The organism is Oceanisphaera marina (assembly GCF_014643915.1).
Classification (GTDB): Bacteria; Pseudomonadota; Gammaproteobacteria; order Enterobacterales; family Aeromonadaceae; genus Oceanimonas; species Oceanimonas marina.
In genome coordinates, this window is record NZ_BMKE01000002.1 from 173,581 (window position 1) to 194,480 (window position 20,900).

Below are 20,900 nucleotides of genomic sequence, written 5' to 3' on the forward strand. Positions count from 1 at the left end.
AATGTAGTCGCGTGCTTTAGCCGCGAAAACCTGCAGAGCAGGTTCTGATGCACAGGTTCAACCCTGTTCGCCAAACTGTGTGTAAACCAATGTAATACGATAAACGATGAAACCTCGGAGTCGGGATCTGGCTTCGCCACATTGCGAAGCGGTCGCATCGCCTTGGTATCTACAGAAGGTGTTATTCTGTGGCTGCTTTAGCTGCTAAAAACGGCTGGTTTTATGCTAGAATCTGCCCTTTACCGTTTGATGAAGCCACGCCATGCCCTGGATACAAATTCGCATTAATGCCACCGAAAAAACCGCCGACAAGGTCAGCAACATGCTGATGGGGCGCGGTGCTCAGGCGGTGACCTATATGGACGCCGAAGACAAACCCGTGTTCGAACCCCTGCCCGGTGAAACCCTGTTGTGGGACGATACCGTAGTGGTCGGCATGTTTGATGCGGCCACCGACCCCGATCCCGTGATCGCCTTCCTGAAAAAGTACTACCGCAAAGATCTCACCTACAAGGTAGAGCAGCTGGAAGACAAAGACTGGGTACGCGAGTGGATGGACAGCTTTCACCCCATGCGGTTTGGCAAGCGGTTATGGATTTGCCCCAGCTGGCGCGATGTGCCCGATCCCGATGCGGTCAACGTGATGCTGGATCCGGGCCTGGCTTTTGGTACCGGCACCCACCCCACCACCGCCTTGTGCCTGGAATGGCTGGACGGCCAGGATCTGAGCGATAAAACCGTGATCGACTTTGGCTGTGGCTCGGGCATTCTGGCCCTGGCCGCCCTCAAGCTGGGCGCCAAGCAGGTGATTGGTATCGACATAGATCCACAGGCACTGCAGGCCAGCCGCGATAACGCCGAGCGCAATGGCGTGGCCGATCGCCTGAGCGTCTATCTGCCCAAAGATCAGCCCGACGGCCTGCTCGCAGATATCGTGGTCGCCAATATTCTGGCCGGCCCACTCAAAGAGCTGTCGCCGCTGATCACCAGCCTGGTCAAGCCCGGCGGCCAGCTGGCACTGTCCGGCATTCTCGACACCCAGGCCGAGGGGTTGAACCAGTTGTATGAACAGTGGTTTACCATGGATACTCCCGAACTGCGTGAAGAATGGGCGCGGCTAAGCGGCCAAAAACGCCAGGTAAATCAGTAAATAACTATTCAATAACGCCCGTGGCCCGGCCAAATCTGCCGCTGGAAAGAGACACCAATTAATGAGTCAAACGCATTCATTTGCGGATGAATAATCCGCAAATGAAATTGCATAAAAAACGCACCAGCATCTTGACTTATAAAAATTTAGCAATCGGTCAATTTGTGACCTTTTCAGACTCATAAAAAATGCGTAAGATACGCGACCCTGAGCAAAGATAGCCGTTATCTCATGCAAATTGGTCCTTACAAACTGTCTACCCCGTTATTGGTGGCACCGATGGCTGGCGTAACCGACAGACCATTTCGTACCCTGTGCTTGCGCATGGGCGCAGGAATGGCCGTGTCGGAAATGATGTCGTCCAACCCCAGGGTCTGGCAGTCCGAGAAGTCTTTACGGCGTATGGACCATGCAGGGGAAACGGGTATTCGATCCGTCCAGATTGCCGGGGCAGATCCTGAGTTGATGGCCGAGGCCGCCCGGTTCAATGTGGACCAGGGCGCGCAGATTATCGACATCAATATGGGCTGCCCAGCAAAGAAAGTGAATAAAAAAATGGCAGGGTCCGCCCTGTTGCAATATCCACAGCTAGTGCAAGAAATTGTCAGCGCCGTGGTGAAGGCAGTAACGGTTCCCGTAACCCTGAAAATTCGTACTGGCTGGGACCCTGATCACCGCAACGGCGTGCACATTGCTCGCATAGCCCAGGAATGCGGTATTCAGGCTCTGGCCGTGCATGGCCGCACACGCGCCTGCATGTACAGGGGTGAAGCGGAATACGATACCATTAGAGCAATAAAACAAGCCGTCTCTATTCCCGTTATCGCCAACGGGGATATCGACAGCCCGGAAAAGGCGCGTTTTGTACTGGATTACACCGGCGCTGATGCCATCATGATTGGCCGGGCTGCCCAGGGGCGGCCATGGATTTTTAGAGAAATCCGCCACTATCTGGAACAAGGTACCCATCCCGTGCCGCTTCACAAGGACCTGGAGCAGGCCATGATTAGGGAGCACGTTGATGCACTGCACGCGTTTTATGGTGAGGTGATGGGCGTGCGTATTGCCCGAAAACATGTGGGCTGGTATTTGAAAGATAGTGATGCGGGCCGTGACTTTCGCAGTGATTTTAATGCTATCAATGAGCCCGAGCTCCAGCTCGACTCATTGCAGCAGTATTTCGCGAATATAGCTTAACGAACAAAAGAAGAGCCGACTGAATATGTTCGAACAAACTACGACTTCTGATGCACTGGTTACTACCACTAAATCTCCAACCTCTGAGCAGCCTACCCAGCGCCCGTTGCGCAACTCGGTAGACCAAGCGCTGCGTAATTACCTGTCCCAGCTGAATGGTCAGGAAGTAACTGAGTTGTATGAGTTGGTCCTCGCCGAAGTCGAAGCTCCCATGCTGGACGTGATCATGCAGTACACTCGCGGTAACCAAACCCGCGCCGCCAACATGATGGGCATCAACCGCGGTACACTGCGCAAGAAGCTTAAAAAGTACGGCATGAACTAATTTATATTAGTTAAGTGCTTGAATTAAAAAGCGTTAACCTGCAAAGGTTAACGCTTTTTTTATGCATGAAATCACATTAAGCTCACATTTTTACCTGCAAAAAAGAACACAAGCTCCTCCAAGACATTACAAACAACAAAAAGCCTCTGTGACTCAATCTGTTTGGTATTATGCTGCAGCCTAAAAATCAGCCCTGTAAAACGCGGTCACTTAATACAGAGATTCATATGCTAAACACTGAACACTCCCCCCGGGATGGAACATCTATCATCGGCATCGACACCCAGCTCGATATAGATAAAACAAACAGCCAAAACAAAAAGCTACAGTCGCTGGGCTTCTTGAGCTTTTTGGAACAGGTGCAAACCGAGTTGAATGCTGCGGTGGCGGTCTTTGTTGCAGTGAACGGCCATGATGTTCAGCAGCTAATAGCCGATAAAACGGATATTAATACGCTGTTTGCCGACCATGAGCACTACCCTGACTTCGTCGCTTATTTTGCGCGTACCAAGGCCGAGATTGAACACTGGGTAGCAGCAGACAACCCAGAGCCCTTGGCGCATCAGGCCATTGTTGATCAAGTGATCTGTTTGCGGGCGTTTATAGAAACACGTTATGCCGCCTCTATTTCCGAACCGGATACGCCACCCAAACAACGCAAGGTTGGCCATTATCTCGGCGCCGGTATCGTATTTTTACCGATTATTTTTGCCTGGTTTACGCTACGCAAAGGCTACTCGAATTGGTTAAGAATAGGGGCATTTTTATGGCTGGCGGTATTTTTGTACGCCACCTTCCCCACCGCTAAAGATGACGTTGAGAAGAACTCCCCGCCCTACGAACAAGAGGTCCATGAACAAGACGCTGGCGAATAACATCCTCCACTCCAGTTAAGGGCTCCTGGCTGACATGGCGTGCTTGGCCCCGAGCAGTGTATTGTGGCTGAAACGCGGTATGTTCAGTCTCTGACAGACAGATCCTGTCCAAGGTATCCAGTTTCAAACGAACTCTTGTGCACTCTGTCACTCTTACTGGTTGGTTCATTATTAGAGAGACCCTTATGTTGTTAAGAATAACAATGATGATCTCGCTGCTGATCACCAGCCAGCTTGCTCACGCTCGCCCTTACGTAGATGGTCATCTGCACTACGTCGATTTCTTTCAGGAATCTGATGGCATGCCGGCTTTACTGAGTGCCATGGACGACGGCAATATCAGCCAGGCGGCCATTATGGGCATTCCGGTGGCCAAAATCTGGCACGAAGACGAACCCAAGAAGCCCCGTTATTATGCGGGGGATGATGCGGCCCTGTACTGGTATAGCGCCACCGACTTTGAGCTGCTCAATGCCATACAGGCACTGCAGCCGGAGCAACAGCAACGCTTTATTCCCTTTATTTCGGGCATTAATGCCAACGATAAAAACGCCGCCGCCCATTTGCGCCGGGCCCTGGAGCTTAACCCCGGTTTTTGGCAGGGCATTGGCGAGCTGTTTACCCGCCACGACGATGTCACCGCGCTGATGCATGGTAATACGCCACGGGCAAACAACGAAGCCATGATGAAGGTCTACAAGGTGGCCGCCGAGTTTGACTTGCCGGTACTGATCCACAGCAATGTGACCTCCAAACGTGAACGTAACCCGCTGTATCTTGAAGAAATGGAAGAGGCGCTGAGCAAGAACCCCGAGGTGAAGTTTATCTGGGCCCATGCCGGCACCAGCAAAGAGCTGCATCGCCACCAGGAGGAGCTGGAATTTTTGCGCCCTCTATTACAACGCCTGTTGGCAAAATACGATAATCTGACCATCGACTTGTCGTGGACGCTGATAGAGCCTTATTTACTCGATGAGCAGGGAAAACCTCGCCCCCAGTGGCTGGCACTGCTTAAGCAGTATCCACAGCGTTTTGTGCTCGGCAGCGATGTGGTCGGCCGGTTTGACAACCTGGGCAACACCATGCACCGCTTCGATCCTGTGCTGCAGGCGCTGCCGCCCGAGGTGGCGAAGGCCATTGCTCACGATAACTTTCTGGCCTTGTTGCCCAAGTCCGCCCAACACGCCGAGCAAGAATCAGCGTCAGACTAAAAACCGCTGACGAGCAAAAGCGCTCTGCGCAGGGGAGCGCTTTTTATCCGTGCGACTGTGTCATATCACCCTATTAAGGAGAACATCATGAAACGTCTGCTAACTGCGATAACAGGGATAATGGCAGTGGCGCTGCTGGTAGCCTGTGGTAAACCCACCGTTGAAATTGCACACACAGTGAAAGCCTCGCTGCAAAGAGTATTAGACTCGGAATTTAACCTGCTGCCCCAGGAATTGAGTGTGGATAAGGTTGAAGTATCTAGAAATTTGTTGGGTGGCTATAGTGGCACCGCCCATATTCTATACCAGGAACAATGGCATGAAATCCCGCTCAAAATCACGCTTATACACGGCGAGCCAGTATGGGAACTCAGCCCTGAGGCTATTCAGCTCATTAATCGCAACCCACGGCAAAGCCAGTAAATTACGACGCTGTCGGCCCACCCAGCCGCCGTGTCTATTTTGCCCTTAACGATTTACTCTTTACGCTGCTCACTCGCAGGCGATGCGTGCTATCTGGCCATGGCTGAGTTTAAAGAAGGCGTTTTGCGGGATCTCTTGCTGCCATACCGCATCAAAATCCAGGTTGGCGTACAGGCCGCGTAATACGGCGCCGGATAATCCATGGGCGACCACCACCACTTGCTGAGGCAAATCAGGATCTTGCAGCCAGCTTGAGAGCCTGGTTTGCAGTTTATCGTAGCGCTCGGCACCTGGCGCTTGCAGATACCAGCTTAATACCTGTTGCGAAATATGCGGGTATTGCTGCTGCAGATCCGGGGCGCGTTGCTGTTCCCATTCGCCCAGCCCCAGCTCCATCAGTCGTTCATCCAATCGAATATGCTCAGACGATATCTGTAATCGCTCGCCTACTATATGTGCCGTTTGTTGTGCCCGGCCCAGGGGGCTGGAATAGAGTGCCCACTCTTGTGGCGTGGCCAATAATTCGGCCAGAGTATTGGCCATGGCTTCGGCCTGTTGCAGTCCGGTGGCGGTCAGATCGGAATTGCAGTGCCCTTGTAAACGCTGCTCGGCATTAAACCGGGTTTGCCCGTGGCGTAATAAATAGATGGTACGTGACATGGTGTGAGTTACCTTGTTGACAGAAACAGCCCCCTGCACTTGTTAAGGGTGAAGCGTAAAGAGTTAAGAGGATGACATAAATTAAAATCACTCAAACATAGAGCTATTTTTGCAACGGAAGAACGCGGAACGCGCGGAAAATCAAGCAGAGATAAGATCGAAAATGGCTAAAAAATATGGTTGGTAAGAGCCAAACATAGTCTTGTTAGCTCTTAACATAAAATTACTTTTCAGATTTGATCACTATTTTTCCGCGTTTTCTGCGGGTTCCGTTGCAAGAATTCTTAGTCTTTAGAACTCGACGGTGACCTTGGCGGCACAGTCGCTGGCCTTGGTTTTGGCTGCTTCGATGCTGTCGGCCAGCGCCAGAGCAACGCCCATGCGACGGCGGCCATTAATCTCGGGCTTGCCGAACAGGCGTAGCTCGGTGTCCGGCTCGGCCAGCGCCAGGTTAAGGCCGCCGAAGCGGGTTTGACAAGACAGCCCTTCAGGCAAAATCACCGCCGAGGCGGCAGGACCATACTGGCGGATCAGCGGGATTGGCAAGCCCAGAATGGCACGGGCATGCAGGGCAAACTCCGACAGATTTTGCGAAATCAAGGTGACCAGGCCGGTGTCGTGCGGCCGTGGCGACACTTCACTGAACAACACCTCATCACCACGAATAAACAGTTCAACGCCAAATACACCAAAACCACCCAGGGCACCGGTCACTTGCTCTGCAACCTGTTGCGAGGCGGCCAGTGCCGCCGCACTCATCACCTGGGGCTGCCAGGAAGTGCGATAGTCGCCGTCTTCCTGCAGGTGGCCAATCGGCTCGCAAAAGCTGGTGCCGTTGACATGACGCACCGTAAGCAGGGTGATTTCATAATCAAACTCAACGAAACCTTCAATAATAACGCGCCCACCGCCGGCTCGACCGCCTTCCTGGGCATATTGCCAGGCCGCTTCAATGTCACTCTTCTGGCGCAAGGTGCTCTGCCCTTTACCGGATGAGCTCATGATCGGCTTGACCACACAGGGTAGCCCGATCTCGGCAATGGCCGCCTTAAACTCGGCCAGGGTACCGGCAAAACGGTACGGCGACGTCGCCAGCCCCAGTTCTTCTGCCGCCAGGGTGCGAATACCTTCGCGGTTCATGGTCAGCTGGGTAGCGCGGGCGGAGGGGATCACGGTAAAGCCTTCCTGCTCCAGTTCGGCCAGGGTGTCGGTGGCGATGGCTTCAATCTCGGGCACGATCAGGTGCGGCTGCTCTTGCTCGATGACGGCTCTGAGTGCCGCACCATCGAGCATGGAAATCACGTGGGATCTATGGGCCACCTGCATGGCGGGCGAGTCGGCATAGCGGTCCACCACTATCACTTCTACGCCCAGGCGCTGCAGTTCAATGACCACTTCTTTGCCCAGCTCGCCGCCGCCGCACATTAATACTCGGGTGGCCGTAGCCGAAAGAGGAGTTCCAATTGTTGTCATCTGCGCTGTTCCTGTAAAAGCAGGCCACCCACGGCGGCCAAAAATAAAGTAATAAGCTAGGGTCTGTTAGACTCCAGTCTGTCTTAGTCACAAGTCAATCAGCTGTTGATGTAGTGCAAAGAGGCAGCAGGATTGCCTACGCCAACGCGCTAAGCCGCATCCATACAACGCTCGTCAAATGCCGTCCCTGGCATTTGACGGTTGACTCCGACAACTCCTACTGCCTCTTTCAACGATACGGAGCCGTCTGTTGATCGCACTCACAGGCAACTCCGCTGTCGACGGGAGGGCAAAGATGGCAAGCCCAGCGGCGAGTCGGAGGAGCTGTGCTCTCTGCCTGACAAGCCACACTCATTTCAAAAACATCAACAAAAAGATGTGACTGAGAGACAGTCTGTTAGCCTCCAGATTACGGCTTAACGCTTTCCGAAGGGGCCTGTTCTGCCAGCCAGCTTTCTGCCGCCAGGGTCCAGTTCTGGCTTTGTTGCCAGCTGTTGATGATGTGCGTTACATCCTGCGGCTGCCAATGCAGACTGCGCAAAATAGCCAGCGCTTCGGGCGATTCCTGCTCAAGACTGCGGCGCACCACCGTATGGGGTTTATCGTTAACAGGCCATATTTCGCTTTCTTCCGCCAGAGCAGTGCCTTTGGGGCCTAAGTCGTCCAGCCGGTCAAAAAAGCGCTCCACAAAAGGGGCTGATGCATCGGGTAGCCATACCGTTACACTGGCATCGGCTTTACCGGCCCAGAGTCGCTGCCAGATTTGCCCTAACCGGGCTTCTTCAATGGTAACGGTAAAGCCCTGTTCTCGTAATACGGCACCCGCCAGATGAGTGCGGGCCAGCTCGGCGGGATTAGCGCCAGTAAGCAAATGAATCTGCCTGGAAGATGAATCGGTACAGGCCGCTAACAGCAGTCCGCACAGCAATAGCACCGATAGTGTAAATCGTCGCGCTGCCTGGGATATCAATCGTCGCATTCCCTGTTCTCCAATGAATCGCAATCCCCCTAAGAGTGCCAGAAAGTGACGCCAATAGCATGTGATCCGGCATGTTTTAACCACGGCTGATCACGGGCGGCTGATCGCGATTGGCGAAGAAAGAAACATGTGGTGACGGCAACACTTAGGCTGAGTCCCTGCTTGTTTCACTAAATCAGAATCCGCCGTAAATACCGTGAAAATGCGGTTACCACCCAGGATGCTTTTAACAGAAATTGTGCTAATGTGCGCCACCTTTTCGGACCTGGGCCCACGCCGAGGATCAGTTAGGCAAACCTTTATTTACTTACTCAAATGGATACAAGATGCGTCTATCTAACCTGTTAACCGTTACCGCACTTTGCTGGTTGCTCAGCGGTTGCGTTGCCCCCATGTTGGCCATGGGACAAAACCAGCTGATGTGGTCTTTGATCAAGCCTTTGGTCGGGCTGGATCCCAGCAGCAGCAAGCTGTTTGAACAGCCCATGATTAAAAACCGCATGACGGCCTTGCTGGGCGACGACTATCAAGACACGCTGGCCCTGCTGCGCACCGCCCCTAAATTACAGCAAGAAGGTACCCTGTTTTATCTGGCATCCAATGACACCCTGACCCAGGGATCTGATCGGGCCAGCCTGGTATGGAATGCTCAAACCAACCAAATGTCGGCTTTGCTAAACAAGGGAGATCTTACCCAGGTGTTTACCGAGTCGGACAGCGAACAAACGGTGGCATGGCCACAAACCGTTCAAACCTGGTTGGCCGAGCCTGACTCTGCCGGCGCAAAGGCAGCAGCTGCAGACGTGGAAACAGAGCGACGTCAACTAAAGCAAGAGCTGACGGCGGCCCAGCAAAAGCTCAAGGCGGCACAAGCGCAGCTGCAAGCATTGCAGACTGACTCCGCCGCCAATGCCAAGGTGGAAGAAAAGCTCAAGGCGACGGCACAGAGCAAACTGGCGGCAGAAACAAAACCCGCCAACACGGCCCCCCTAGAGTCTTTGAATTAAGCATAAAACAATGGCGTGGTTAACCACGCCATTGTTGTTTTTGACTGCTGGCGGCTAGCGGCTACATCGGTTTGTCGGCCAGATAACTGTCTTCTGGCGGATGATCGCTTTCGTTGACCAGGTCATCATCATGCTCTTCCATCTTCCAGGGCAAAATGCCCGGCGAGATGTGCAAGAAATGCAGATATTTCTCGAACTGGTCGAGAATATCGCTGATGATATCCTGCTGATCATAACCGTATACATCGTAAGCCTGGCCACCCCGGCGCAGGAACACCTCGGCACGATAGTAATGTTCATCCCCGTCCAGATCCCGCTCGGTTTCCGGAAAGGCAAAATCAGGCAAGGCATAACCACGCAGCCGAATTTCATAGATAAACTCGAGTTTACCCTCCTGAAACACCTGAAACTGCGCGCGGCAATTTTGCTCGTCAAAAGTCACTTCGGCTTCCCAGCCTTGCTGCTCCAGCTCCTGCTCCACCTTGTGCATGCCCTGAAAACAGGTGGTGCGAATAAATTTTTCTACCGCATCCCGAGCCGGAAAGTCCACCAGGTTGGCCAGACGCTTTTTCCAGAAACCCGGCCCGGCCTTGGCCCCGCTCTTGGCCGACTGCATATGATGTTGCAGGCTCACCTCGTGATGCCCTTCAATAATCAAGGCCCGCCACATGCCGACCATGGCAATCAGCATGATAATGGCAAAGGGCAAGGCACTGACGATAGAGGCGGTTTGCAAGGCCCCCAGACCACCGGCCAGCAAGAGTGCCGCAGCCACCACCCCTTCGGTGGTTGCCCAGAACACTCGCTGCCACACCGGCGTATATTGAGCACCGCCCGAAGCCAGCGAATCAATGACCAGAGAGCCCGAATCCGATGAAGTAACAAAGAAGGTAATGATCAACACCACGGTGACAAACGACACGATAGACGTCAGTGGCAGCCGTTCGAACAATTTGAACAAGGCAATCGCATGATCGGCCTGCACTTCATCGATCAGTGCCGTATAGCCATCCACCATGATCAGGTGCAAGGCGGTGTCACCAAACACCGAGAACCACAAGAAGGTAAAAATGGTCGGCACCACCATTACGCCTACCACAAACTGGCGAATAGTACGGCCACGGCTGATTTTGGCAATAAACAGCCCCACAAACGGCGCCCAGGCGATGGTCCAGCCAAAGATAAACAGGGTCCAGTTGCCAATCCAGTCACTGGCGGTATAGGCCTGCAGATTAAAGGTACGCTCGACAATGTTGCTTAAATAGCTGCCGGTATTCTGCATGAAGGTGTCGAGGATGAAGATGGTCGGCCCCACCGCAAACACGAACAGCATCAGCGAAATGGCCAGCGCCATGTTCAGCATCGACAGGCGCTTTACGCCTTTGTCCATGCCTGCCACCACCGACATGATGGCCAGCCCGGTAATCACGGCAATGGCAATAATCTGCACCGTGGTATTCACCGGAATATTCGGCCACAGATAATTCATGCCGGCGTTGATTTGCGCCACCGACAAGCCGAGTGTGGTGGCAATACCAAACAGGGTGCCCAAAATGGCAAACACATCCACGGTATGCCCCATGGGGCCATGAATTTTTTCGCCAATCAGCGGATACAAGGTAGAGCGCATCGACAGCGGCAGCCCATGGCGAAAAGCAAAGTACGCCAGTGATAAACCGACCAGGCCGTAAATGGCCCAGATATGAAAGCCCCAGTGAAAAAAGGCGATTTGCATGGCTTGCTTGGCGGCGTCTACGGTCAGCGCCGGCCCTTGTGGCGGTGAAGCATAATGCAACACCGGCTCGGCCACGCCAAAGAACAATAATGCAATGCCGTAACCGGCCGAAAACAGCATGGCAAACCAGGCGACAAAGCTGTATTCCGGCTCTGCATGATCTGGCCCAAGCTTGATATTACCCCATTTACTGAAGGCCACCGACACCACAAACACCAGGAAGATGGCCACCGACAGCATGTAGAACCAGCCAAAGGTTTTGGTGATGTAGCCCAGTACGCTGGAAAACAGCTCTCCGGCCTGAGTGGGGTTGCTCATGGTGCCAATCACCATAAGCGCAATCACAATCACGGCAGGGATAAAAACCGGTATTAGCACCGTTGATGAGGGAGGCGATTTTTCCGAGTTCGCTTTTTCCGAAACCATAATAGAACTCCTGTATTATTATTTAATGTCATAAAATGCAGCGTGCTCGAATTGAGTCTATCGCAAAAGCCACTCGCTTTGGGTAATAAGCTGGAGTCAAATGAACGATAATAATACGCCCAAGTTTTTAGCCGCTATTGAATGTCGTCGGTATTAACAACTCGCTTTACCGATAATAGCTATCCCATGCCCCTATACTAAAAAGACATTTTTGGCCGCTTTCAGCGGGAGGTATTATGCAAGGGAAAACAACTCGCCGTGGCTTGCCGAAGGTCGCCATACGGTACACCTGGGCACTGCTCATATTGTTGTTGAACATTCTGACGCCAGAGGCTTGGGCTGAAGACGTCATCAACCTCGAGTTCGGCGGCACGCCCGGAACGGCGTATTCGGCACACTGGACGGTAGAAAACGCAGGTCAAATCCGTGAATATCAGGAACAAGATGGCCGCGTTCCGGCCAGGCACCTCTATGCTGGCGACGCCATCAGCGGCACCGTCACGCTGTTAAGCGGCGGACAGTTAACGTTGAATGTGGAAAAAAGCGGCAATCGTTCTCGCTCTGCCACCCAGGGCAGGGGCAGCACGCTGCATTTCTCGGTCAGATAACCGGCTGAAAACTTTTTTCAATCTTGTTGCTATTCAGCCTAATACGTTCTGTCTATTGCGGTACCATTAAAAAGCCGCTGTTAGCAGCGGCTTGGATAGATGATTTATATTAGCGAAGTATATTCAACGTCAGTTAACCTGCCCCAGATTCACGTATTTGGTTTCCAGAAACTCATCCAGGCCGATACGCGAGCCCTCTCGGCCCAGGCCCGACTCTTTTACACCACCAAAGGGGGCCACTTCGTTGGAGATCATGCCGGCGTTAACCCCCACCATGCCTGACTCCAGCGCTTCAGACACCCGAAATACCCGATTGAGATCCCGGGTATAAAAATAGGCCGCCAGGCCAAAAGGCGTGTCATTGGCCCGTTTAATGGCGTCAGCTTCCTCTTTAAAACGAAAGCAGGCCGCTACCGGACCAAAAGTTTCTTCATGGGCCAGCAGCATGTCTTCGTTGGCCTCGGCAATCACGGTAGGCTGATAGAAGGTGCCGCCCAGCGGGTGCCGCGCACCGCCGCAAATCAGCTTGCCGCCTTTAGCCAGTGCATCGCTGACGTGCTGCTCGACTTTTTCCAGCGCGCCCTGGTTGATTAGCGGCCCCTGTTCGGCACCCTCGGTCAGGCCGTCGGCCACCTTGAGCGCAGTGGCGGCCTCGGCCAGCTTTTGTACGAAGGCATCATAAATGCCCTCTTGCACAAAGAAACGGTTTACACACACGCAAGTCTGGCCGGTATTTCTAAACTTGGAGGACATGGCACCGGCAACAGCCGCGTCCAGATCCGCATCATCAAACACAATGAAAGGCGCATTGCCGCCGAGCTCCAGCGACAGTTTTTTTACCGTGTCTGCCGCCTTGCCCATCAGCAGCTTGCCAACATTGGTGGAGCCGGTAAAAGACAGCTTGCGCACCTGGCTGCTGCTCATCAAGGCGTCACTGATGGCGGCGGTATCACCCGAGACCAGATTCAGCACACCTGGCGGCAGTCCCGCCTGTTCGGCCAGCACGGCCAGAGCATTGGCGCACAGCGGAGTTTCGCTGGAGGCTTTCACCACGGCGGTACAGCCGGCTGCAATGGCGGGCCCGACCTTGCGGGTCAGCATGGCAATAGGGAAGTTCCAGGGAGTAATGGCCGCCACCACGCCCACCGGTTGCTTGATCACCCAAAGACGGTTTTCCGCCGTGGGGCTGGGAATGGTATCGCCATAGGCACGTTTGGCCTCTTCGGCAAACCACTCCAGAAAACTGGCGGCATAGGCCACTTCACCCTTGGCTTCGGCCAGTGGCTTACCCTGCTCAAGCACCATGAGCTCGGCCAGGGCAGTTTGATGTTCCATCATCAATTCATACCAGCGGCGCAACACGGCTCCCCGCTCTTTGGCCGTTTTTTTGCGCCAGCTGTCAAACGCCCGCGTGGCGGCGGTAATGGCGGTTTCCGTTTCTTGAGTGCCACACCGGGCAACCTTGGCCAGCAGCTGACCGTTGGCCGGGTTGTTCACGTCATACTGCTGCTCACAGTCATGCCACTGACCGTCGCAATACCAACCGGTTTGCCATAAGAAATGCGAACTGTCCATTTAGCTTCTCCTTTATCGGTGAATGTATGACGAACATGGGATCAATAATGACGCTATCGGTAATCGGGTACGGGTGCAACCGTAAGCGCAAGATGTATAACCTTACTCACATAAACCAAAAAAGCCGGGCTAAGCCCGGCTTGAATAATAAAGAAGAGACGTTAACCGCGTTCGGTTTGCGCTGGCACCCCGGGTGGCTCGGTGTCTGGCACAGAGTGAGTATTACCCGCCTTGTCTGTCGTCCAGATATCCGCATTTTTGATGCCCAGCTTTGTCGGGTCGAAAACGGGATCCAAACCCTGGGCTTTTTGCGCCTCGTAATCTTTCAGAGCCAGTAATGCCGGCTTTTGCAGCAGCAAAATGGCGATGATATTCAGCCACGCCATCAAGCCCACGCCTATGTCACCCAATCCCCATGCCAGTTCGGCCGTTTTAACCGCGCCGTACACCACGGACGACATAAGCGCGATTTTCAGCAAGAACATCAGCCAGGGGCGATGGATATGGCGGTTGATATACGCCACATTGGTTTCGGCAATATAGTAGTAAGCCAAAATAGTGGTAAAGGCGAAGAAGAACAGCGCTATGGCCACAAACATGCCACCAAAGCCCGGCATCACCGACTCGACGGCGGCCTGGGTATACCCCGGACCCGCTTCAACGCCTGGCAGCTGCTCCACGATGGCCTCACCGGCTTTGCCCATCACGTTATAGGCACCGGTAATGATGATCATGAACGCAGTCGCGCTGCACACAAACAGGGTGTCTACATACACGGAGAAACCTTGCACCAGCCCCTGCTTGGCAGGGTGAGAGACCTCGGCGGCCGCCGCTGGGTGAGGACCTGTGCCCTGCCCTGCTTCATTGGAATAAATACCGCGCTTGACGCCCCATTCGATAGCCAGCCCCAGAATGGCGCCAAAACCGGCTTTCATGCCAAAAGCACTGCCAACAATAAGGCTGACCACATCGGGAACCATCTCGATGTGCATCGCGATAATCACGAAGGCGACCAGGATGTAACCCAGCGCCATGAAGGGCACTACTATCTGGGTAAAGTGCGCAATGCGCTTTACACCGCCAAAGATAATCATTCCCAGCAGCACCACAATCACGGCGGCCGATACCGACGGCGAAATGCCAAAGGCATTCTCGATGCCGGAGGCGATGCTGTTGGCCTGTACCCCAGGCATTAACAAGCCGCAACCCACTATGGTCGACAAGGCAAACACCCAGGCATACCATTTCATGCCCAGGCCTTTTTCAATGTAATAGGCAGGTCCGCCCCGATACTGACCCTTACTGTCTTTCTCTTTATAGATTTGCGCCAGTGTGGATTCGATAAAAGCAGTACCGGCACCAAAGAAGGCCACTACCCACATCCAGAACACGGCGCCCGGGCCACCAAAGGTGATGGCCGTGGCCACGCCTGCGATGTTGCCCGTTCCCACTCGTCCGGACAACGACAGGGTCAATGCTTGAAAAGACGTAATACCGGCAGGAGAAGACTCCCCCTTGAACATCAGCCTAACCATTTCCTTGATATGACGAATTTGTAAAAAACGGGTACGCAACGAAAAGTACAACCCCACGCCCAGACACAAGTAAATCAGGGGCAGGCTCCATATATAACTGTTTATGCCATTAACTAGGTCACTCATATAACATCCTTTGTTCTAATGTAATGACTCTGCACCAGCAGAACATTTGCCAAAACAGGCTTATCACCCACAGCTAAACAAGGGTCAAGCCGTCAGCTGCAGAGAAAAATACTCTGCATTATTCATCAGCACAAGTGAGCAGCCCGGACAAAAAGTCCACCTTGCAAAAAAACACAAACGCAACATTTGAATAACATTTCATTCCATTGGCGAAAGCGCCGAAGGACGTTACGCAGATTTCTTACTAACTCTCTGTTTAAGCAGCAATAAAGATCACTCAACCGACAAGGGCAGTTTTAAGAAGTGAATGAATATTTAAATGTGTGCGAAAGTAAGCCGTTTTTTCGAGGAACAATGAAATTGAAGAAACGGGATAAAGATCACATGAGCTGGTTGAGCAGCCGCCCATAGACGGAACCCAATGCATGAGACATACAGGCATTGATAACTGCACGAGCAAGCGTATGAGAGCGGAGGTTTATGCTGTGCATGAGCATGCACAGCACCAAAGATATTAATATTAAATAATTGAAAGCCGTTACTGAACTTGCAGAGCCACCTGGCGCAGCCAGCGCTGCCTTAGTGGCAGCATTTCCATGGCGCCAAACTGAGCCTCGCCTGCCTTGCTGTACCAGGCCCAGTTTTGATTGCCATAATCAAAATGCCACCATTCACTGGGGAGATTGGTAAAGCCGGCCTGGATCATCACGCTATGCAGCAAACGACGGTTTTCAATGACTTCCGCTTCCCGGGCACTGGGCTTTTCAATGGCCTCGAACGCCGCGCTGTAAGACCAGGGGCTGATGTCATCAAACTCGGTGCCCATGTCCAGAAACAGGCCTTCGCTATCACACAGGGCTATATCAACAGCGCCACCGGTTAGATGTGGGCTGGGCGCCGCAGGGTCGCTGCTTGGCGGTGCCACAAAATGACGGATGCGACTCAAGAGCTCGGGCTGGGAGTCATTAACATGATGCGCACTCATGGCCGCAAACAGAACATCATACAGATGCTGCTGCACTATCAGCGGACGCCAGCCATCCAGCACCACCAGCTCTATGCCTGACGGCAATAATCGCGCCGCCTTGTAAAGGCGATACAATACGGAGCGGCGAATATAACACTCGCTAATTGCGCCCGGCACATTTTGATGAAAATAGGTCGGGTAAGAACGCAGCGGCGTATTCACCAGCCCCAAAGGCACCAGAGGATCATCGGCCTCGACTATGGGTATCAGCTGCACTCGAGGCCAGTCTGGCTCAGGTTGGGCGATAATGGCTTGAGATAAGAAATTCATCACGTTTGCCTACGGTTACGAAGATATGGCTCAGGCTTACCAAAAGCACCGTACTTTGCAAGCAAAGAAGACTCTTTATGTGAACAGGCCGCAAAACTGGCGCGTTAATCAATCACAAATCACGAATGAAAGACTTGTCCAATTGTTTGAAGGCCAGGCTCAGGGTTTCGCCCAATTGAAAATAACTGGGCCTGGCGACCGGTTCGGCTATCGGCACGCCAGCGGCAACAATTTTGGCATAAAGCTGGCGATACCAGTTAACCAGTGAGGGGGGCAATGGGGTATCGGCGCGTTTGCCGAGCCAGAACAATCCCTGCATTGGCAGACTGGCCAGAAACATGACAGACGCCACCACTCCCGGCCAATAACGGGGGTCACCCGCCTGAAACTGCACCAGCAGACTCAGCACGATCAGGGCCGGCATGGTGCGCAGCCCCAAGCGCGTCGCCGTCATAATACGATATTCGGGAAACAGGGCCGCCAGTTGTCGTTCTTTGGGCCAAACGTCAAGGTAGGCGCTGCCTCTGTGTAGCGTGCCAGTCAATGTTGCCATAATGCCTCCAAAACAGGCCGCAATTACCATTACTAGACCCATATCATAGAACCGTTGTCACATTATGTTATTTTACGCCACCAACAGGGGTTTATCCCCCTGTTATTATAATTTGCTTGATTTTAAGGCATCGGCAAGCGCCATCAACCAGGCATAAGTTGCGGGTTGAGCATCACACTGGCGAGTACCGCCGCTGCCAATAACCTGAATATTGCATTCGGGCAGCAAGACTTTCGACCTCTCTGACGACAGGGTTTACAGATGACTAGCAAGCTGGTTCTTGTGCTTAATTGCGGCAGCTCGTCGCTTAAATTTGCCATTCTGAATGCCGACACCGGCGCCGAGCAACTTTCTGGCCTGGCCGAGTGCTTCTACCTGCCCGACACCCGCATCAGCTGGACGCTCAATGGCCAGAAAGGCAGTGTCTCTCTGGGCGCGGGAAGTGCACACCAACGGGCACTGGACTTTATCGTCGACACGCTGTTGAAGCCTCATCCCGAGCTGATGCACCAGCTTTCAGCGGTGGGGCACAGGGTGGTGCACGGTGGTGAGCAATTTACCCGTTCGGTACTGATTGATGACGCCGTGATCAAGGGCATTGAAGACTGTGCCAGTCTGGCACCCCTGCATAATCCGGCGCATTTAATCGGCATAGCCTCGGCCCGGCACTCGTTTCCCGACTTGCCTCAGGTCGCAGTGTTTGACACCGCCTTTCATCAGTCCATGCCCGAGTCGGCCTATCTTTATGCCCTGCCCTATGCGCTGTATCAGGACCATGATATTCGCCGCTATGGCATGCACGGCACCAGCCATTTTTTTATTACCGAACAAGCGGCCACTGTGCTTAACAAACCTCGGGAGCAGCTGAACATCATCAGTTGCCATTTGGGTAACGGCGCTTCGGTATGCGCCATCAAAAATGGCGAGTCGGTCGATACCTCCATGGGCATGACGCCGCTCGAAGGTCTGGTCATGGGCACGCGATCCGGCGATATTGATCCCGCCATTATTTTTCATCTGCACGATAATCTGGGTTATAGCCTGGACCGCATCAATACTCTGTTGACCAAAGAATCCGGCCTGCTGGGCCTGACCGGGCGCACCAACGACTGCCGTTATATCGCAGAGCACTACGATTCTCAGCCCGAAGCCAAACGGGCCATGGATATTTTTTGTTACCGCCTGGCTAAATATATTGCCAGCTATACCTGTGCCCTGGATGGCCGGCTGGATGCCGTCGTATTTACCGGCGGCATAGGGGAAAACTCGATTCTGGTACGTGAGCTAACCCTGTCCCAGCTTGGCTTGCTGGGTTTCAAACTGGATTCGGACGCGAACAAAGACACGCGCTTTGGCAAAACCGCCTGCATTACCACCCCGGACAGCACGCCCGCCTGGGTGATTCCGACCAATGAAGAGTGGGTCATTGCACAGGATGCACTAGTATTGTCCGGGCAATCAGCTACCTCCCCCATGCCGTTGGCAAAACAATAAGAGGATCTCATGGCTAGAACGATAATGCTTGTTCCCGTTAGTGGCGGCGTGGGTGCCACGTCTGTCAGTCTTGGCATGGTACGCGCCATGGAACGTAACGGGGTGAACGTCAGTTTTTTCAAGCCGGTTTCACAACCTCGTCATCGCAGCAAAATTCAGGACCATTCCACCGCCGTTATCGCCAATGGCTCTAATATTGAGCCGCCGGAACCATTCGCGCTTAGCTATGCCGAAACCATGATTTCTCAGGGCAACCTGGATGTACTGCTTGAAGAAATAGTGGCTCGGGTAGAAAAACATGTGGCAGATAGCGGAGCCGAAGTGATAGTGGTGGAAGGATTAATCCCCACCGATAAACAACCCTTTGCCAACCGCATCAACTACGATGTCGCCAAGGCGCTGGATGCCGATATGGTGTTTATAGCTCAGCCCGGCAACGACACCAGCCAGCAGCTGAAAGAGCGTATCGAGCTGGCCTGCTCCAGCTTTGGTGGCATGATCAACAAGCGTATTGTGGGCTGTATCATCAACAAGGTGGGCGCCCCCATGGATGAGCAGGGCAATACCCGGCCCGATCTCACCGAAATGTTTAATCCCAAAAACAAGAATCAGCAATACAGCCCCAACCTGGAAGTGCTGCAGGTATTTGGTAAAACCCCGCTGCGTATTCTGGGTTGTGTGCCCTGGAATACCCAGCTGGTGGCACCGCGCGCCGTCGACCTGGCTCGCCACCTGAATGCCACCGTGCTGAATGAAGGCAAACTGAATAGTCGTCGCCTGCAAAGCGTGACCTTTTGTGCCCGCGCCTTGCACAACATGGTGCAGCATTTCAGGCCCGGCAGCTTGCTGGTAGCCTCGGGCGATAGATCCGATGTGATTGTGGCTGTGTGTCTGGCCGCCATGAACGGGGTGAAAATTGGTGCCCTGCTGCTAAACGGCAGCTATCACCCCGAGCCGCAGATCATGGATTTGTGCCAGCGCGCCACCGAAACCGGATTACCCATCCTGATGGTGGATACCAACACCTGGCAAACCGCCGTGAGCCTGCAGCATTTCAACCTTGAAATTCCGGTGGATGACGCAGCCCGTATCGAGCTGGTGCAGGATTACATGGCCAGCCATATCGACCAGCACTGGATTGAGTCGCTGAGTGCCAAATCAACCCGCAGCCGCCGCCTGAGCCCACCGGCGTTTCGTTATCAGTTAACCGAACTGGCTCGGCGTGCCGCCAAGCGCATCGTGCTGCCCGAAGGAGAAGAGCCGCGCACCATCAAGGCGGCGGTGATTTGTGCCGAGCGCAGCATAGCCCGCCCGGTGCTGCTGGGTAACAGGGAAGAAATCATGCGCGTCGCAGCCCAACAAGGCGTGGTGCTGGATGAACGGGTCGATATTATCGAGCCTGAACAGGTACGGGAGCATTACGTAGAGCGCTTGGTGGAATTGCGCAAGGCCAAGGGAATTACCGACATTGTTGCCCACGAGCAATTAAAGGACAACGTGGTGTTGGGCACCATGATGCTGGAGCGTGACGAAGTAGACGGTCTGGTATCCGGCGCCATCAATACCACCGCCAACACCATACGCCCCCCGCTGCAGATCATTAAAACCGCACCGGGTTCGTCATTGGTGTCTTCGGTGTTCTTCATGCTGTTGCCCGATCAGGTGCTGGTTTACGGCGACTGTGCCATCAACCCGGATCCCACCGCCGAACAGCTGGCGGAGATCGCCATTCAATCGGCAGAGTCGGCGCTGGCCTTTGGTATCGAGCCCAGAGTGGCGATGATATCTTACTCCACCGGCAGCTCGGGCACAGGTGCCGATGTGGACAAGGTACGAGAAGCCACCCGCCTGGCCCAGGAAAAACGTCCCGACCTCATCATAGATGGCCCACTGCAATACGATGCGGCCATTATGGAAAACGTGGCCAAATCCAAGGCGCCGGATTCTCCGGTTGCCGGCAAGGCCACCGTGTTTATCTTTCCGGACTTGAACACCGGCAATACCACCTACAAGGCGGTACAGCGCTCGGCGCAGCTAGTCTCCATTGGCCCCATGCTGCAAGGCATGCGCAAGCCCGTTAACGACCTGTCGCGCGGCGCCCTGGTAGACGACATCGTTTACACCATAGCGCTGACCGCCATTCAGGCCAGCCAGATGGCGGCCGCCAAGCTGAGTCCACCTACGGACAGCAGTCAACCTTAAGCCGCAAGATGCCTGAAAGCGCCGCTCCTTGTACAAGGCCAGCGGCGCT

The 20,900-nt window shown here is 53.8% G+C and carries 18 protein-coding genes; 10 read left to right on the forward strand and 8 right to left on the reverse strand.

Features of this window, described 5'->3' with window-relative positions; translation table 11 throughout:
- Positions 1–262: 262 nt before the first annotated feature.
- The 6 genes from prmA (at position 263) to IEW52_RS02140 (ending at position 5,181) form a co-directional block, all read left to right on the forward strand.
- Positions 263–1,150, forward strand: coding sequence for a 50S ribosomal protein L11 methyltransferase (prmA, locus tag IEW52_RS02115; RefSeq protein WP_188628423.1), 888 nt, complete (start codon positions 263–265; stop codon positions 1,148–1,150).
- 231 nt (positions 1,151–1,381) lie between these two features.
- On the forward strand, positions 1,382–2,347 hold the full coding sequence (gene dusB / locus IEW52_RS02120; protein WP_188628424.1) for a tRNA dihydrouridine synthase DusB: 966 nt from the start codon (positions 1,382–1,384) through the stop codon (positions 2,345–2,347).
- Positions 2,348–2,372: 25 nt separating this feature from the next.
- A complete protein-coding gene (gene fis / locus IEW52_RS02125) occupies positions 2,373–2,672 on the forward strand; it encodes a DNA-binding transcriptional regulator Fis (protein ID WP_104486259.1) in 300 nt (99 codons plus the stop codon).
- Positions 2,673–2,899: 227 nt separating this feature from the next.
- Positions 2,900–3,547, forward strand: coding sequence for a hypothetical protein (locus IEW52_RS02130; protein WP_188628425.1), 648 nt, complete (start codon positions 2,900–2,902; stop codon positions 3,545–3,547).
- A 203-nt stretch (positions 3,548–3,750) separates the two neighbouring features.
- Positions 3,751–4,758, forward strand: coding sequence for an amidohydrolase family protein (locus IEW52_RS02135; protein WP_229667753.1), 1,008 nt, complete (start codon positions 3,751–3,753; stop codon positions 4,756–4,758).
- An 87-nt stretch (positions 4,759–4,845) separates the two neighbouring features.
- Positions 4,846–5,181: a hypothetical protein gene (locus tag IEW52_RS02140; RefSeq protein ID WP_188628426.1), complete on the forward strand. Its 336-nt coding sequence runs from the start codon at positions 4,846–4,848 to the stop codon at positions 5,179–5,181.
- 69 nt (positions 5,182–5,250) lie between these two features.
- On the opposite strand, the gene IEW52_RS02145 is transcribed toward IEW52_RS02140, so the two are convergent.
- The 3 genes from IEW52_RS02145 to IEW52_RS02155 form a co-directional block, all read right to left on the reverse strand.
- Positions 5,251–5,841: a histidine phosphatase family protein gene (locus IEW52_RS02145; RefSeq protein WP_188628427.1), complete on the reverse strand. Its 591-nt coding sequence runs from the start codon at positions 5,839–5,841 to the stop codon at positions 5,251–5,253.
- Between the two features lie 291 nt (positions 5,842–6,132).
- Positions 6,133–7,314 carry a formate-dependent phosphoribosylglycinamide formyltransferase gene (purT, locus tag IEW52_RS02150; protein ID WP_188628428.1) on the reverse strand — a complete coding sequence of 394 codons (1,182 nt, stop codon included), beginning with the start codon at positions 7,312–7,314 and terminating at the stop codon, positions 6,133–6,135.
- A 409-nt stretch (positions 7,315–7,723) separates the two neighbouring features.
- A complete protein-coding gene (locus IEW52_RS02155; RefSeq protein ID WP_188628429.1) occupies positions 7,724–8,293 on the reverse strand; it encodes a type 2 periplasmic-binding domain-containing protein in 570 nt (189 codons plus the stop codon).
- 326 nt (positions 8,294–8,619) lie between these two features.
- Here IEW52_RS02155 and IEW52_RS02160 point away from each other — a divergent pair, with 326 nt between their 5' ends.
- On the forward strand, positions 8,620–9,300 hold the full coding sequence (locus IEW52_RS02160; protein ID WP_188628430.1) for an Ivy family c-type lysozyme inhibitor: 681 nt from the start codon (positions 8,620–8,622) through the stop codon (positions 9,298–9,300).
- Positions 9,301–9,361: 61 nt separating this feature from the next.
- Here IEW52_RS02160 and IEW52_RS02165 read toward each other — a convergent pair whose 3' ends face one another.
- Complete coding sequence (locus IEW52_RS02165) at positions 9,362–11,461, reverse strand: BCCT family transporter (protein ID WP_188628431.1); 2,100 nt, start codon at positions 11,459–11,461, stop codon at positions 9,362–9,364.
- A gap of 236 nt (positions 11,462–11,697) precedes the next feature.
- On the opposite strand from IEW52_RS02165, the gene IEW52_RS02170 reads away from it, so the two are divergent.
- Positions 11,698–12,069, forward strand: coding sequence for a hypothetical protein (locus tag IEW52_RS02170; RefSeq protein WP_188628432.1), 372 nt, complete (start codon positions 11,698–11,700; stop codon positions 12,067–12,069).
- A 129-nt stretch (positions 12,070–12,198) separates the two neighbouring features.
- On the opposite strand, the gene IEW52_RS02175 is transcribed toward IEW52_RS02170, so the two are convergent.
- The 4 genes from IEW52_RS02175 to yfbV all read right to left on the reverse strand — a co-directional run bounded on the left by IEW52_RS02175 (position 12,199) and on the right by yfbV (position 17,155).
- Positions 12,199–13,644, reverse strand: coding sequence for an NAD-dependent succinate-semialdehyde dehydrogenase (locus IEW52_RS02175; RefSeq protein ID WP_188628433.1), 1,446 nt, complete (start codon positions 13,642–13,644; stop codon positions 12,199–12,201).
- 161 nt (positions 13,645–13,805) lie between these two features.
- Complete coding sequence (locus tag IEW52_RS02180) at positions 13,806–15,305, reverse strand: alanine/glycine:cation symporter family protein (RefSeq protein WP_188628434.1); 1,500 nt, start codon at positions 15,303–15,305, stop codon at positions 13,806–13,808.
- Between the two features lie 538 nt (positions 15,306–15,843).
- Entirely contained in the window at positions 15,844–16,602 is a 759-nt protein-coding gene (locus tag IEW52_RS02185; protein WP_188628435.1) for a M15 family metallopeptidase, read from the reverse strand.
- Between the two features lie 112 nt (positions 16,603–16,714).
- Positions 16,715–17,155: a terminus macrodomain insulation protein YfbV gene (gene yfbV, locus IEW52_RS02190; protein WP_188628436.1), complete on the reverse strand. Its 441-nt coding sequence runs from the start codon at positions 17,153–17,155 to the stop codon at positions 16,715–16,717.
- A 261-nt stretch (positions 17,156–17,416) separates the two neighbouring features.
- On the opposite strand from yfbV, the gene IEW52_RS02195 reads away from it, so the two are divergent.
- Together IEW52_RS02195 and pta are read left to right on the forward strand one after the other, a co-directional pair.
- Positions 17,417–18,649, forward strand: coding sequence for an acetate kinase (locus tag IEW52_RS02195; RefSeq protein WP_188628437.1), 1,233 nt, complete (start codon positions 17,417–17,419; stop codon positions 18,647–18,649).
- A gap of 9 nt (positions 18,650–18,658) precedes the next feature.
- Positions 18,659–20,851 carry a phosphate acetyltransferase gene (pta, locus tag IEW52_RS02200; protein ID WP_188628438.1) on the forward strand — a complete coding sequence of 731 codons (2,193 nt, stop codon included), beginning with the start codon at positions 18,659–18,661 and terminating at the stop codon, positions 20,849–20,851.
- Positions 20,852–20,900: the final 49 nt, after the last annotated feature.

Bases quoted from the DNA above. Each gene is read 5' to 3' on its own strand.
- IEW52_RS02195 (WP_188628437.1), top strand. From the start codon at position 17,417: ATGACTAGCAAGCTGGTTCTTGTGCTTAATTGCGGCAGCTCGTCGCTT.
- fis (WP_104486259.1), top strand. From the start codon at position 2,373: ATGTTCGAACAAACTACGACTTCTGATGCACTGGTTACTACCACTAAA.
- IEW52_RS02160 (WP_188628430.1), top strand. From the start codon at position 8,620: ATGCGTCTATCTAACCTGTTAACCGTTACCGCACTTTGCTGGTTGCTC.
- IEW52_RS02145 (WP_188628427.1), bottom strand. From the start codon at position 5,841: ATGTCACGTACCATCTATTTATTACGCCACGGGCAAACCCGGTTTAAT.
- prmA (WP_188628423.1), top strand. From the start codon at position 263: ATGCCCTGGATACAAATTCGCATTAATGCCACCGAAAAAACCGCCGAC.
- purT (WP_188628428.1), bottom strand. From the start codon at position 7,314: ATGACAACAATTGGAACTCCTCTTTCGGCTACGGCCACCCGAGTATTA.
- IEW52_RS02180 (WP_188628434.1), bottom strand. From the start codon at position 15,305: ATGAGTGACCTAGTTAATGGCATAAACAGTTATATATGGAGCCTGCCC.
- dusB (WP_188628424.1), top strand. From the start codon at position 1,382: ATGCAAATTGGTCCTTACAAACTGTCTACCCCGTTATTGGTGGCACCG.
- IEW52_RS02175 (WP_188628433.1), bottom strand. From the start codon at position 13,644: ATGGACAGTTCGCATTTCTTATGGCAAACCGGTTGGTATTGCGACGGT.
- pta (WP_188628438.1), top strand. From the start codon at position 18,659: ATGGCTAGAACGATAATGCTTGTTCCCGTTAGTGGCGGCGTGGGTGCC.
- IEW52_RS02155 (WP_188628429.1), bottom strand. From the start codon at position 8,293: ATGCGACGATTGATATCCCAGGCAGCGCGACGATTTACACTATCGGTG.
- IEW52_RS02185 (WP_188628435.1), bottom strand. From the start codon at position 16,602: ATGAATTTCTTATCTCAAGCCATTATCGCCCAACCTGAGCCAGACTGG.
- IEW52_RS02140 (WP_188628426.1), top strand. From the start codon at position 4,846: ATGAAACGTCTGCTAACTGCGATAACAGGGATAATGGCAGTGGCGCTG.
- IEW52_RS02135 (WP_229667753.1), top strand. From the start codon at position 3,751: ATGATGATCTCGCTGCTGATCACCAGCCAGCTTGCTCACGCTCGCCCT.
- IEW52_RS02130 (WP_188628425.1), top strand. From the start codon at position 2,900: ATGCTAAACACTGAACACTCCCCCCGGGATGGAACATCTATCATCGGC.
- yfbV (WP_188628436.1), bottom strand. From the start codon at position 17,155: ATGGCAACATTGACTGGCACGCTACACAGAGGCAGCGCCTACCTTGAC.
- IEW52_RS02165 (WP_188628431.1), bottom strand. From the start codon at position 11,461: ATGGTTTCGGAAAAAGCGAACTCGGAAAAATCGCCTCCCTCATCAACG.
- IEW52_RS02170 (WP_188628432.1), top strand. From the start codon at position 11,698: ATGCAAGGGAAAACAACTCGCCGTGGCTTGCCGAAGGTCGCCATACGG.